Origin of the sequence: Collimonas sp. OK412 (assembly GCF_900112135.1) — a bacterium.
Taxonomy (GTDB): Bacteria; Pseudomonadota; Gammaproteobacteria; order Burkholderiales; family Burkholderiaceae_D; genus Collimonas; species Collimonas rhizosphaerae.
The window spans coordinates 33,894-47,049 of record NZ_FOLC01000014.1 but is presented as its reverse complement, the minus strand read 5'-3'; the positions used below and the strand labels follow the sequence as shown (position 1 = coordinate 47,049).

The 13,156-nt window shown below is 60.0% G+C and carries 10 protein-coding genes; 8 read left to right on the top strand and 2 right to left on the bottom strand.

The annotated features are described in order from the left end of the window. Positions 1-20: 20 nt before the first annotated feature. Positions 21-1,676: a glucose-6-phosphate isomerase gene (gene pgi, locus BM062_RS15475; RefSeq protein WP_092398393.1), complete on the bottom strand. Its 1,656-nt coding sequence runs from the start codon at positions 1,674-1,676 to the stop codon at positions 21-23. A gap of 312 nt (positions 1,677-1,988) precedes the next feature. Between pgi and edd the strand changes: the two genes are divergently transcribed. The 8 genes from edd to BM062_RS15435 all read left to right on the top strand — a co-directional run bounded on the left by edd (position 1,989) and on the right by BM062_RS15435 (position 11,467). Then, entirely contained in the window at positions 1,989-3,869 is a 1,881-nt protein-coding gene (edd, locus tag BM062_RS15470) for a phosphogluconate dehydratase (protein WP_092398391.1), read from the top strand. Beyond that, complete coding sequence (locus tag BM062_RS15465) at positions 3,866-4,522, top strand: bifunctional 4-hydroxy-2-oxoglutarate aldolase/2-dehydro-3-deoxy-phosphogluconate aldolase (protein WP_092398389.1); 657 nt, start codon at positions 3,866-3,868, stop codon at positions 4,520-4,522. The genes edd and BM062_RS15465 overlap by 4 nt, the downstream gene beginning before the upstream one ends. A 365-nt stretch (positions 4,523-4,887) precedes the next feature. Continuing rightward, positions 4,888-6,429, top strand: a complete 1,542-nt coding sequence (locus BM062_RS15460) for a catalase (RefSeq protein WP_092398387.1) — start codon at positions 4,888-4,890, stop codon at positions 6,427-6,429. A 597-nt stretch (positions 6,430-7,026) separates the two neighbouring features. Further along, positions 7,027-7,743 carry an ABC transporter permease gene (locus BM062_RS15455; protein ID WP_092398385.1) on the top strand — a complete coding sequence of 239 codons (717 nt, stop codon included), beginning with the start codon at positions 7,027-7,029 and terminating at the stop codon, positions 7,741-7,743. Between the two features lie 28 nt (positions 7,744-7,771). Continuing rightward, positions 7,772-8,677 (top strand): glycine betaine ABC transporter substrate-binding protein, encoded by a 906-nt coding sequence (locus BM062_RS15450; protein ID WP_092398383.1) that lies wholly within the window; start codon positions 7,772-7,774, stop codon positions 8,675-8,677. A gap of 9 nt (positions 8,678-8,686) precedes the next feature. After that, positions 8,687-9,340 carry an ABC transporter permease gene (locus BM062_RS15445; RefSeq protein ID WP_092398381.1) on the top strand — a complete coding sequence of 218 codons (654 nt, stop codon included), beginning with the start codon at positions 8,687-8,689 and terminating at the stop codon, positions 9,338-9,340. Further along, the gene (locus BM062_RS15440) at positions 9,337-10,455 is read left to right on the top strand and encodes an ABC transporter ATP-binding protein (protein ID WP_092398379.1); all 1,119 of its coding nucleotides are present in this window, start codon (positions 9,337-9,339) and stop codon (positions 10,453-10,455) included. Before BM062_RS15445 ends, BM062_RS15440 begins: the two co-directional genes overlap by 4 nt. A 148-nt stretch (positions 10,456-10,603) precedes the next feature. Then, positions 10,604-11,467 carry a DMT family transporter gene (locus BM062_RS15435; RefSeq protein WP_092398378.1) on the top strand — a complete coding sequence of 288 codons (864 nt, stop codon included), beginning with the start codon at positions 10,604-10,606 and terminating at the stop codon, positions 11,465-11,467. A 105-nt stretch (positions 11,468-11,572) separates the two neighbouring features. Here BM062_RS15435 and BM062_RS15430 read toward each other — a convergent pair whose 3' ends face one another. Beyond that, complete coding sequence (locus BM062_RS15430; RefSeq protein ID WP_092398376.1) at positions 11,573-12,979, bottom strand: DEAD/DEAH box helicase; 1,407 nt, start codon at positions 12,977-12,979, stop codon at positions 11,573-11,575. Between the last annotated feature and the right edge of the window lie 177 nt (positions 12,980-13,156).

The following is a 13,156-nucleotide window of genomic DNA, read 5'->3' as shown; positions in this document are numbered from 1 at the left end:
TGCCGAGAAATATAACCCTGTTATGACAAAGCTGTACGCGCCAACGCGATCAGGCCGTTGGTTGAACTGTCATGGCCTTGTGGATCAGGAGCCGTGGTCAGTTCGCCCAGGATATTGCTCGCCAGGACCTTGCCCAGCTCGACGCCCCACTGGTCGAAACTGTTGACGTCCCAGATCACGCCCTGGACAAACACTTTATGTTCGTACAAGGCGATCAGCGCGCCGAGGCTGGCCGGCGTCAGCGCTTCCATCAGGATCGTGTTGCTAGGGCGGTTGCCGGGGAAAGTGCGGTGCGGCAGCAGGGCGGCGACCTGGTCGGCCGGCATGCCTTTGGCTTGCATTTCCGCTTGCACTTCGTCCGCGTGCTTGCCGCGCATCAGGGCTTCCGACTGGGCGAAACAGTTGGCCAGCAGCGCCGCCTGGTGGCCTGGCAGCTGGTGGCTGGCGTGCAGGGTTGCAATGAAATCGACCGGCGTAACGTCCGTGCCCTGGTGCAGCAATTGGAAATAAGCGTGCTGGCCGTTGGTGCCGACATTGCCCCAGATGATAGGGCAAGATGCTGCTTCAAGCGTGGCGCCGTCGAGGCTGACGCGCTTGCCGTTGCTTTCCATTTCCAGCTGCTGCAGGTAGGACGGGAAGTTGCCCAGGTCTTGGTGGTAGGGGGCGATCGATACCGAGCGGTAATCGAAGAAATTGCGGTACCAGACACCCAGCAAAGCCAGGATCACCGGCATGTTCTGTTCCAGCGGCGCATCCTGGAAATGCCGGTCCATGGCGTGGGCGCCGGCCAGGAATTCGCTGAAATGCTCGAAGCCGACCGCCAACGCAACCGGCAAGCCGATCGACGACCATACTGAATAACGGCCGCCGACCCAGTCCCAGAACGGAAACATATTGGCGGCATCGATGCCGAACGCGGTGACGCCCTCGACATTGGTGGAAACGGCAACGAAATGCTTGCGCAGATCGGATTCTTGCGCGCCGGCGGCATTCTGCAAAAACCAGTTGCGCGCCGAATGCGCATTCATCATGGTTTCTGCAGTGGTGAAGGTTTTCGAGGCGATCACGAACAGCGTGGTTTGCGGATCGACCTGCGTGAGCACGGCGTCAAGGTCGTCGCCGTCGACATTGGATACGAAGTGCGGCGTGAGGCCGGCCTGTTGATAAGGACGCAAGGCTTGGCACACCATCTTGGGGCCGAGGTCGGAGCCGCCGATGCCGATGTTGACGATATCCTTGATCGGCTTGCCGCTGTAGCCCAGCCAGGTACCGGAACGAACTGCGGCGGTGAAAGTCTGAACTCTTTCAAGCACCGCATGCACATCGGCGCTGACCTGCTGGCCGTCCAGTTCCAGGGCCGGCAGGCGCGGCGCCCGCAGGGCTGTGTGCAGGACTGCGCGGTGTTCGGTGGTGTTGATTTTGGCGCCGGCAAACATCGCCTGGCGCCGGGTTTCGAGCTGGCGTTCCCGGGCCAGGGCAAACAGGTGGCCCATGGTCTCCGCGGTGACATTGTTTTTTGCATAATCGAGGAACAGGCCGGCTGCCTTGACGGAGAACTGTTCAAAGCGCGACGGGGCGGCGGCGAACAGTTCGCGCAACGACGTATCTTTGACTGCTGCGTAATGGGCATGCAAGGCTTGGAAGCTGGCGGTAGTATTAAGCGCTGGTTGTGGCATATCCGGAGTCTTTATTGTCGGTCAGGAATTTATACGACTATACAACAGTTATCGGTAATTTCACTACAAAATATTTTGTAGCGCGCTTGTTTAGCGTGGCTTTGCGGTCCGCATTGGTCGGGCGGCTTGTGGTTTTCTCCAGATAACGGTCATAGCTTGTCGTACGGCTAAGAGTGCTGCTTCGTAGGTGAGGCGGGGCTGCCGTAAAAGATGGATGGGGGCAGGCAAGGGTGGAAAAAAGGGCGGCAAATTAGCGTTGCTGCATTATTTTGTAGTAAAATTTCAAATTCCTACTGTTTCAAGGATCTAATCATGTCTGTTCAAGCCAGCGTCGCCAAAGTCACCGAACGTATCGTTGCGCGCAGCCAGCCTTATCGTAGCGCTTATCTGGCGCGCCTCGAGCATGCGCGTCGCCAGGATGTACAGCGCGGAGCGCTGTCGTGCACCAATCTTGCACACGGTTTCGCCGCGTTTCCAACGAATGATAAATTGAGGCTGAAACAGGACAAAAGTTCATCGGTCGCGATCGTCTCTTCGTATAACGACATGCTGTCGGCCCACCAGCCGTTCGAGCGCTACCCGCAAATCATCAAGGATGCAGTCCATGCTGCCGGCGGCGTCGCCCAGTTTGCCGGCGGTACGCCAGCGATGTGCGATGGCGTGACCCAAGGCCAGCCTGGCATGGAACTGTCCCTGTTCTCGCGTGACGCGATTGCGATGGCGACTGCGATTGCGTTGTCGCACAACATGTTCGACGCTGCGGTCTATCTCGGCATTTGCGACAAGATCGTGCCGGGATTGCTGATCGGGGCGCTGCATTTCGGCCATCTGCCGGCGGTGTTCATCCCTGGCGGGCCGATGACCAGCGGCATGACCAACAAGGAGAAGGTGAAGATCCGCCAGCTCTACGCTGAAGGAAAGATCGGCCGCGCCGAACTGCTGGAGGCGGAAGCCAAGTCTTACCATAGCGCCGGCACCTGTACTTTCTACGGCACCGCCAACAGCAACCAGATGCTGATGGAAGCGCTGGGCCTGCATCTGCCGGGTTCCGCATTCATCACGCCAAACACGCCGTTGCGCGATGCCCTGACCGCCGAGGCGGCGCGCCAGGCATTGAAAATCACTGACCGTGGCAACCAGTATCTGCCGGTCGGCCATGTAGTGAGCGAGAAGAGCATCGTCAACGCCATCGTCACGCTGCTGGCGACGGGCGGCTCCACCAACCACACCTTGCACCTGGTGGCGATCGCCAAGGCGGCCGGCATCGTCATCGACTGGAACGATTTCGATGCGCTGTCCGCGGTAGTGCCGCTGGTTACCCGCATCTATCCGAACGGCGACGCCGACGTCAATCACTTCCATGCTGCCGGCGGCACCGGTTTCGTGATCCGCGAATTGCTGGATGCCGGCCTGATGCATGAGGATGTCAAAACCATCCTCGGCGACAGCCTGCGCGCCCATTGCGCCGAACCATTCCTGGATGGCGAAGCGGTGGTGTTCAAGCCGGCTCCCGCGGTGAGCGGCGACGATTCGGTGCTGCGCACGGCCACTGCGCCGTTTTCCGCCGACGGCGGCTTGCGGCTGCTGACCGGCAACCTGGGACGCTCGGTCATCAAGATTTCCGCGGTCAAGAAAGAGCATTGGGTAGTGCAGGCGCCGGCAGTAGTGTTCCATTCGCAAGAAGCGTTCATGAAGGCGTTCCGCGCCGGTGAGCTGGACCGCGATTTTGTCGCCGTCCTGAGCCATCAAGGCCCGCGCGCCAACGGCATGCCGGAGCTGCATGCATTGACGCCGGCGCTGGGCATCCTGCAGGACGCCGGCCGCCATGTAGCCCTGGTCACCGACGGCCGCATGTCAGGCGCCTCCGGCAAAGTGCCGGCAGCGATCCATGTGACGCCCGAAGTGCTGGCCGGCGGCCCGCTGGGCCTGGTGCGCGACGGCGACATGATCCGCATGGATGCCGAGCAAGGTATACTGGAAGCGTTGGTGCCGGCCGAAGAATGGGCGCAGCGCCAGCCGCTGGCGATCGACCTGACTGCCAACCACGTCGGCATGGGCCGCGAGCTGTTTGCCATGTTCCGCACCACGGTGAGCGCAGCGGAAGAGGGCGCCACCAGCTTTGGTTTGCCGCCCGTCCTGCACAATCCGGAAGCTGCCGCACATTCAGAACAACCACAGAAAGCAACGATATGACATCCACAAATCTCCTTTACGGCAACCAGCTGCTGGACATCATGCGCGCGTCGCCGGTGATCCCGGTGATCGCGATCGACGATATCGAGCATGCGGTGCCGCTGGCCAAAGCCTTGGTCGCGGGCGGGATCCGCGTGCTTGAAGTGACCCTGCGCACGGTGCATGGCTTGCCGGCCATCCGTGCCATCGCCGAGCAGGTGCCGGGCGCGATTGTCGGCGTCGGCACGTTGACCCAGGCTGACGAATTCGTCGCCGCGCGCGATGCCGGAGCGGTGTTCGGCGTTTCGCCCGGCTTGACGCCGGCCCTGATCGCCGCCGCCAAATCCAGCGGCCTGCCGCTCTTGCCTGGCGTGATGACGCCGTCCGAAGTGATGGCGGCGCGCGAAGCCGGCTTCCGCCAGCTGAAGCTGTTCCCGGCAGTGCCGGCCGGCGGCGTCGGCATGCTCAATGCGATTGCAGGCCCCCTGGGCGACGTCACGTTCTGCCCGACCGGCGGCATTTCGCTGGAAAGCGCACCGGATTTCCTCGCCTGCAAGAACGTCGCCTGTGTCGGCGGTTCCTGGCTGACGCCGAAAGATGTGCTGAAGTCCGGCGACTGGGCGCGCATCACCGCCTTGGCCGCTGCCGCCAGCAAATTGCGCAAGGCGCTCTGATTCATCCTCCTCCCTCCCGCCGCAGCCACGGTTAGCCAACTGTGACTGCGGCGGCGGCAAGCCGTATCTCGTTCTTCTCCCTGTTTTTCCATTGCCGCGTCAATCCCGGGATTTCGTCAAACCGGAATCTGCGGGTGCTCGACCGCGCTTCTGCTTGTCCGCTTTGCGGGCGAGGAGGACTCGGTTGGCACGATTGTTTTGATCTCATTGACCGCCGGATGTCATTCATTGTTATAAATTGAATTGCGTATATTGATAGTATTTAACTATATTTCCCATTGGAAATTATCAATATGAAAAGATGTTTTGGAACTTCATAATTTGCCGGCGTATCCCCGCACATGACAAAACATAGAGGCCAAATTATGAAGATATCCAGACAGTTTTCACTCTCGCGCATCGCGGCCTTGGGCTTCGGCGCATTGCTGGCATCCGCTGCTACCGCCCAAACCATGACCCGAGACAATGGCTCGCCGATCGGCGACAACCAGAATTCGCAGACCGCCGGTCCGAGCGGGCCGGACGTGCTGCAAGACACGCATCTGATTGAAAAGCTGCAGCGCTTTGACCGCGAACGGATTCCAGAGCGCGTGGTCCATGCGCGCGGCACCGGCGCCGCAGGCGAGTTTGTCTCCTCCGGCGATTTGTCCGGACTGACACGCGCCAGCCTGTTTGCCGCCGCCGGTAAAAAGACACCTGTGTTCGTACGTTTCTCTACCGTGATCCACCCAAGCGGCTCGCCGGAGACGCTGCGCGATCCGCGCGGTTTTGCCACCAAGTTTTATACCGACCAAGGCAATTGGGACCTGGTCGGCAACAACCTGCCGGTATTTTTTATCCGCGACGCCATCAAGTTTCCCGACATGGTCCATTCGCTGAAACCGTCGCCGATCACCAATACGCAGGATCCAAACCGCTTCTTCGATTTTTTCAGCCACCAGCCGGAAAGCACCCACATGCTGACGCGCGTGTATTCCGACCTCGGCATCCCGGCTTCTTACCGCATGATGGATGGCAACGGCGTCCACGCATTTAAAATGGTCAACGCGCAGAACCAGGTCAGTTATGTGAAATTCCACTGGAAAAGCCAGCAAGGCGTGAAGAATCTCACGCGTGCCGAAGCGGCCAAAGTACAGGGCGAAGATTTCAATAACCTGACCGATGACCTCTACGCGGCAATCAAGCGCGGCGAATTTCCAAAATGGGATCTGTACGTGCAGGTGGTGAAGCCTGAAGATTTGGGCAAATTTGCTTTCGATGCCCTGGACGCCACCAAGATCTGGCCCGGCATCGCCGAAACCAGGATCGGCACCATGACCTTGAACAAGGTGCCGGAGAATTTCTTTGAAACCACCGAATCAGTCGCCATGGCGCCCTCGCACCTGGTGCCGGGCATCGAGCCGTCGGAAGACCGCATGCTGCAGGGCCGCCTGTTCTCGTATGCGGACACGCAGTTCCACCGCCTGGGCGCAAACAACCAGCATTTGCCGATCAACCAGCCATTGGTGAAGGTGAATAATTACAACTCCAACGGCGCCGGCGCTGTCGCCAATCCGCCCGGGGATGTCAATTACCAGCCATCGCGCCAGGCCGGCAGCTATGCCGATGACGCGCAATACAAGGCGGTGCAGACGCCGCTGAGCGGCAGCACGCAACAGGCGCGTATCGCCAAAACCGACAACTTCAGCCAGGCCGGCGATTTCTACCGCGCATTGTCCCGGCAGGAGCAGGAGAACCTGATCGGCAATCTTGCCAGCGACCTGGTAAAAGTCGCCAATCCGGAAATCAAGCAAATCATGCTAAGCCATTTTTACAAGGCCGACGCTGATTACGGTACGCGCTTGACTGCCGCGGTGAAAGGCAACCTGGCTGACGTCCAGGCGCGGGCGAAAAAGCTCGAGGGCTGATTGCCCGGGCTTCGGTAGCCAGCCAGGCATGCAGCTGAAACTGGCCTGCATGCCGCGTCGCCGGCATCACAATGACATGCGAGATCGCCGTTTTCCGGCTGTCTCGCATTTTTGTTTATTCGGCGGAAAACAGGCTTGTCGCGGGCGAAAAAGCCTCTTTCGATCTCTTCTCAGACATTTGGGTAATAGCTTTCGACAAACCCATTACTGGACGTCATCAAGAAAATTGGCTATAATGACAAACTCTCAACAACATGGTGCTGCCTCAACGGCACATTTTTGGGTTTCGTGACTCGCGTCAGCGGGTTGTCTCACGCTTCGGCAACGCCGGAGTTTCGCCAAAGTCGGGGAATTCCTCGCATTCTTTGCCGCCCCACGCGGCAGTCGGCTTGTTCAATGTCCTCCCTGCGGGAAGACCGGACGAGATTATAAAAAATTGAATTTGCATGTCGCGCTGACAGGTTCCGGCTATGCCGTTCCGTGTTTTGCGGTCATGCAATATGCAGCGGAAAAGAAAAACCGTTGGCGTAGCCGCAGGCAAAAAGCCGGCGTGCCGCGCCACGCGTTTGCCGCCGCTGCCTGTGCAAGGGAGTAAGCATGACGAATCGCTATCGCAACGCCATGGCCGGCGCCGCCGTCACATTACTGGTCGTGGCCGCCATCGGCTGGTCGATCGGCCCTGCCGTCATCCGCCAGTACCAGGGCGACCTGGTCTACTACACCGGCCGTCATCTGGTGCTCGTGGCCTGGTCGATGTCGCTGGCGCTGCTGTGCGGGATCCCCGCCGGCATCGTGCTGAGCCGGCCGTACTTTTCCCGCCATGCCGAAAAATGGATGCAGATCTTCAATATCGGCAACACCATCCCCTCCATGGCGGTGCTGGCGCTGGCGCTGGCCATGTTCGGCATCGGCGACAAGCCGGCCATCCTCGCCTTGTGGCTGGCGTCGCTGCTGCCCATCGTGCGCAATACCTATGAAGGCCTGAAGCAGGTTTCTCCGGCGATGAAAGAGGCGGCCAAGGGCATTGGGATGCGGCCGCTGCAGGTGCTGTTCCGGGTCGAGCTGCCGAATGCCTTGCCGATCATCGTCGGCGGCGTCCGCACCGCGCTGGCGATCAATGTCGGCACCGCGCCGTTGTCCATCCTGATCGGCGGCGAGAGCCTGGGCGGCCTGATCTTCCCTGGCATTTACCTGAACAACCATGGGCAGTTGCTGCTGGGCGCCACCGCCACCGCCGTGCTGGCGCTGATGCTGGACGCGATCGTTTCGCTGGGCAGCAATGCTTACCTGAGCAAGCGCGGCCTGCTGCGCTGAGCGCCACCTATTCTGACAAGGAACAAACATGCATAAATTCCGTATGACAGCATTGCTGGCTTTTGCGCTCGGCCTGTTCGGCGCGATGCAAGCGAATGCGGCCGGCCTGGTGGTCGGCGGCAAGAACTTTACCGAGCAGCTGATCCTGTCGTCCATGACGCAGCAATACCTGAAGGCGAAAGGCTACACGGCCAGCCTGAAAAACGGCCTCGGCACCACCATCATGCGCCAGGCGCTGGAAAGCGGGCAGATCGACATCGTCTGGGATTACACCGGCACCGCGCTGGTCGTGTACAACAAGATAGATGAAAAGCTGGACCGGGACCAATCGTACCAACGGGTCAAGGAACTGGACGCGCCGAGGAAGCTGGTCTGGCTGCAGCCGTCCGAACTGAACAATACCTATGCCTTGGCGGTGCCGCGGCAACGCGCCGAGGAAGAGGGCTTGAACACCATCGAGGACCTGGCCGACAGAATCAACCGGGCCGGCAAACAGGATGCGGATAAAAAATACCTGATGGGCGTGGATTTCGAATTCGCTTCGCGCCCCGACGGCCTTGAGCCGCTGCAAGCGCTGTACGGCTTCAGCCTGGACCGCAGCCAGGTGAAGCAGATGGATGCCGGCCTGGTGTATACCGCCCTGCGTAACGACCAGCTGAATGCCGGCCTGACTTATTCGTCCGACGGCCGGGTGCAAGGCTTCGACCTGAAGCTGCTTCAGGATAACAAGGGGTTCTTCGCTTTTTACAGCGCAGTGCCGGTAGTGCGCCAGGAGATTCTGGACGCCAATCCGAAGCTTGCCGAACAGCTCAACGCGCTGTCGGCAAAGATCGATACCGCAAAGATGACCGAGATGAATAAAAAAGTGGATATCGACCAGCTGCCGATAGCCCAGGTCGCTGCAGATTTCCTGCGCGCCGAAGGCTTGATATAAGGATGCCGCATGAATTTTCTTGATTATTTGACGAGCGCCTGGCCAGAAATCCTGCAGCTCACGATCCAGCACCTGATGCTGGTGGGGATAGCGGTTGGCCTGGCGATCCTGATCGGCGTGCCGCTCGGCATCGTGATGATCCGCCACCGCTGGCTGGCCAGTCCGATGATGGGCCTGGCGACAGTCATCCTGACGCTGCCGTCGATCGCCTTGTTCGGCTTGATGATTCCGCTGTTTTCCCGCTTCGGCCAGGGACTGGGGCCGCTGCCGGCGATTACCGCGGTATTCCTGTACTCCTTGTTGCCGATCATGCGCAACACTTACCTGGCGCTGGATGGCATCGACCACGGCATCAAGGAAGCCGGCATCGGCATCGGCATGACGTTCTGGCAGCGCTTGCGGCTGGTCGACCTGCCTTTGTCGGTGCCGGTCATCCTGGGCGGCGTCCGCACCGCCGTGGTCATGAACATCGGCGTGATGGCGGTGGCGGCGATCATCGGCGCCGGCGGTCTCGGGGTCCTGATCCTGCACGCCATCAGCCAAAGCAACATGCAAAAACTGGTGGTCGGCGCGGTGCTGATCAGCGTGCTGGCGATTGTCGCCGACATGCTGCTGCAAGTGCTGCAGCGGCTGCTTACACCGAAAGGAATGCAAAAACCATGATTCAACTCGACCAGCTCAGTAAAGTATTCACCCAAAAAGACGGCAGCAAGGTCAAGGCCGTGAACGAAGTTGACCTGACGGTTGCTGAAGGGGAGATCTGCGTATTCCTGGGGCCTTCCGGCTGCGGCAAGACTACTACCCTGAAAATGATCAACCGCCTGATCACGCCGACTTCCGGCCGCGTGCTGCTGGACGGCGAAGACACTACCGGCCTGGATGAAGTCAGCCTGCGCCGGAAAATCGGCTATGTCATCCAGCAGGTCGGCTTGTTTCCCAACATGACCATCGAAGAAAACATTACCGTGGTGCCGCGCCTGCTCGGTTGGGACAAGAAGCGTTGCCGCGAGCGCGCTACCGAGCTGATGGCGATGGTGGCGCTTGATCCCAAGCGATTCCTGAGCCGCTATCCGCGCGAGATGTCGGGCGGCCAGCAGCAGCGCATCGGCGTGATCCGGGCGCTGGCGGCCGATCCTCCGGTTTTGCTGATGGACGAACCGTTCGGCGCGGTCGATCCGATCAACCGCGAATCGATCCAGAATGAATTTTTCCAGATGCAGCGGGCGCTCAACAAGACTGTCATCATGGTCAGCCACGATATCGACGAAGCAATCAAGCTGGGCGACAAGATCGCGATTTTCCGCGCCGGCAAGCTGGTGCAGGTGGACCATCCTGATACCTTGCTGGCGCGTCCGAAAGATGAATTCGTCGGCTCGTTCGTCGGCCAGGATGCTACCTTGAAACGGCTGCTGCTGGTGCGCGCCGGCGACGCCGCCGCCAATTCGGCGACGGTGCTGGAAGACGCCAGCATGGCTGCCGCCTATGGCGTGATGGACGATAACGACTACCGCTACGTGACGGTCACCAACGCCGCCAACCATGCGCTCGGCTATGTCGCCAGGCGCGATGCGCGCAGCGGGCAGGGCGCTTGCATCGACAAGATGAAGCCGTTCCCGGTCAGCGCGGCACCGGATGAAAACCTGCGCGTGGTGCTGTCCAAGATGTACAAGCACAGCACCAGCTGGATGCCGGTGATCGGCCAGGACAACAGCTACCTGGGCGAGGTTACCCAGGATTCGATCGCCGATTACCTGAGTTCCGGCCGCACGCGCGCTTAACCGGTTTCGTCCGGGCAGGGAAATGCGCGGGGTTTACGTCATGAGGCGTAAACCCCGCGTTGCATTTACAATGCAAGGTTTTGCCAGCCTCATTTCTCATTTCAAAATCCATGACCAGGTACCCAAGGTGTTCCCACGGAGCTAGCGCATGACGGCTGGCGTGATTGCTTTGGTATTGTGCGCAGCCTTGCTGCATGCGTCCTGGAACGCCATGCTGAAAAGCAGCGGCGATCGTTTATGGGCCATCACCTTGATGACCATCGGTTCTGCGGTGGCGTCTGTTCCCATTGTGCTCTGGGCGCCGCTGCCGGCCCCTGCCAGCTGGCCTTATATCCTGATGTCGGTGGTGCTGCATGCCGGCTACAACCTCTTTTTAGTCCGCGCGTACCGGGCCGGCGATTTCGGCCAGTCTTATCCGATCGCGCGTGGTTCCTCGCCGTTGCTGGTGTCGCTCGGCGCAGCCCTGTTTGCCGGCGAGCAGCTGGGAGTCCTGACCTTGGCAGGGGTGGTGCTGATCTCGGCCGGCATCATCAGCCTGGCGCAAATCAAATTCAGGCGCGGCAGCAGCGTGGCTGGCGGCCGGCAGCAGTGGGATGCGCCGCTGTCGGCGTTTACCACCGGCGTTTTCATCGCCGGCTATACCATCGTCGACGGCCTCGGTTCGCGCCTGGCCGGCAGCGCTGCGTCCTATGCCGGCTGGATGTTCCTGCTGGACGGTTTGCCCTTGCTTGCGATTTACCTGTCGATGCACGGCGGCCTGCGGATTGGCTTGCGCGAGCGCGCTACCTGGAATGCGCTGGGCGGCGGCGCCATGTCTCTGCTGGCATATGGCATCGTGATATGGGCGATCACGCTGGCGCCGATGGGACCGGTCTCGGCCCTGCGTGAAACTTCGGTGCTGTTTGCTGCATTGATCGCGCGCATGTTCCTGGGCGAAGCGCTGACTTTGCGCAGGCTGTTGTCCTGCGCGGTGATTGCGTTGGGGGCAGTGATGCTGGGCTGGTCGGCTTGAATTGACGCTGGCGGCAAGACAATAAAAAAGGCCGCTGGAAATTTCCAGCGGCCTTTTCATTTATTGCGAGGATTGCAGGGCGATCATCAAGATCGCCCAAGCTACTTAGCGGTCGCCGAACGAGCGACGGGCGCCGCTGTCGTTCGAACGATTGCCTTTGTAGCCGCCGCCACCGCCGTCTTTGCGCGGTGCGCCTGGCTTGCTGAAGGTACGGCCGCCTGGTTTGGCAGGGCCGCCACGATTGTCGCCTGGTTTCCAGCCGCCTGGTTTGTGGTTCGAGCGCGGAGCCGAAGCCGAACGCTTTGGTTCGAAGCCTTCAACCACATCGACCGGGATCAGTTGCTTGGTGAAACGTTCGATACGCTTGACGTTGACGCCTTCAGCGTGGTTCACCAGCGATACCGCAACGCCGTTACGGCCTGCACGGCCGGTACGGCCGATACGGTGGACGTAGTCTTCCGGGAATTTCGGCAGGTCGTAGTTGAATACGTGGGTGATGGCCGGGACGTCGATACCGCGAGCGGCAACGTCGGTAGCCACCAGCACGCGGACTTGACCGCGGCGCAGGCTGTCCAGGGTGCGGTTACGCGCACCTTGGTGCATGTCGCCATGCAGTGCGGCAGCAGCGAAACCGGCGATGTTCAGGCGGTCGGCGATCGTGTCGGCGTCACGCTTGGTGGCAGTGAATACAACGGCCTGGTCCATGGTGACGTCGCGCAGCAGGTGGTCCAGCAGGCGATTCTTGTGCGACAGGTCGTCGACGAAGTGAACCTTTTGCTGGATGTTTTCATGCTTGGTGGCCGAACCGGCGATCTGGATGATCATCGGATTCTTGGTGATGCGTTTTGCCATGTTGCCGACCACACCGTCCAGCGTAGCGGAGAACAGCATGGTTTGACGCGATTCAGGCGTTGCGTCGACGATTTTTTCGATGTCGTCGATGAAACCCATGTCCAGCATGCGGTCAGCTTCGTCCAGCACCAGGATTTGCAGTTGCGAGAAATCGATCTTGCCCGATTCCATGTGGTCGATCAGGCGGCCTGGCGTAGCAACCAGGATTTCAGGATTCTTCGCCAGCAATTGCATCTGCTTAGGGTAAGGCATGCCGCCCAGGATCGAGATCGCCTTGACGCGCTTCATGTGCGAACCGTACTTGTCGGTAGCAGTGGTTACTTGCAGGGCCAGTTCGCGGGTCGGCGTCAATACCAGCATCTTTGGCTGTGCCGGCTTGAAACGTGGACGCTCGCCGCGTGAACGGGAAGCTTGCATTTCTTGATTCGGTGTCTTGCCTGCGGCGGCCGGGGCAGCTTGTTGCTCCGAGGCGAATTTGTGCAGCGCAGGCAGCATGAATGCTGCGGTCTTGCCGGAGCCGGTTTGCGAGGAAACCAGCAGGTCACGGCCTTCGATGGCAGCAGGGATGGCTTGTTCTTGGACGCTTGTCGGTTTTGTGTAGCCAGCTTCGGTCAGTGCTTTGATAACGGACGTGTGGAGGCCTAGTGATTCAAAAGTCATTTTTTTCTTTCGTAAAGTGCAGCGTCATGAACTACAGACAATCGCTATGCGATGAATGCAGCGAACGCAAAAAAGCAACGCCAACCAACGAAATGACTAAGAAACAAATACAAAGAAATTTCGGCACAAAAGCTTTGCGCCGGGACGGTGTCAGGATCGACACACAAGGCGGGAGGG

Bases quoted from the DNA above. Each gene is read 5' to 3' on its own strand.
- BM062_RS15430 (WP_092398376.1), bottom strand. From the start codon at position 12,979: ATGACTTTTGAATCACTAGGCCTCCACACGTCCGTTATCAAAGCACTG.
- BM062_RS15465 (WP_092398389.1), top strand. From the start codon at position 3,866: ATGACATCCACAAATCTCCTTTACGGCAACCAGCTGCTGGACATCATG.
- pgi (WP_092398393.1), bottom strand. From the start codon at position 1,676: ATGCCACAACCAGCGCTTAATACTACCGCCAGCTTCCAAGCCTTGCAT.
- edd (WP_092398391.1), top strand. From the start codon at position 1,989: ATGTCTGTTCAAGCCAGCGTCGCCAAAGTCACCGAACGTATCGTTGCG.
- BM062_RS15435 (WP_092398378.1), top strand. From the start codon at position 10,604: ATGACGGCTGGCGTGATTGCTTTGGTATTGTGCGCAGCCTTGCTGCAT.
- BM062_RS15450 (WP_092398383.1), top strand. From the start codon at position 7,772: ATGCATAAATTCCGTATGACAGCATTGCTGGCTTTTGCGCTCGGCCTG.
- BM062_RS15440 (WP_092398379.1), top strand. From the start codon at position 9,337: ATGATTCAACTCGACCAGCTCAGTAAAGTATTCACCCAAAAAGACGGC.
- BM062_RS15445 (WP_092398381.1), top strand. From the start codon at position 8,687: ATGAATTTTCTTGATTATTTGACGAGCGCCTGGCCAGAAATCCTGCAG.
- BM062_RS15455 (WP_092398385.1), top strand. From the start codon at position 7,027: ATGACGAATCGCTATCGCAACGCCATGGCCGGCGCCGCCGTCACATTA.
- BM062_RS15460 (WP_092398387.1), top strand. From the start codon at position 4,888: ATGAAGATATCCAGACAGTTTTCACTCTCGCGCATCGCGGCCTTGGGC.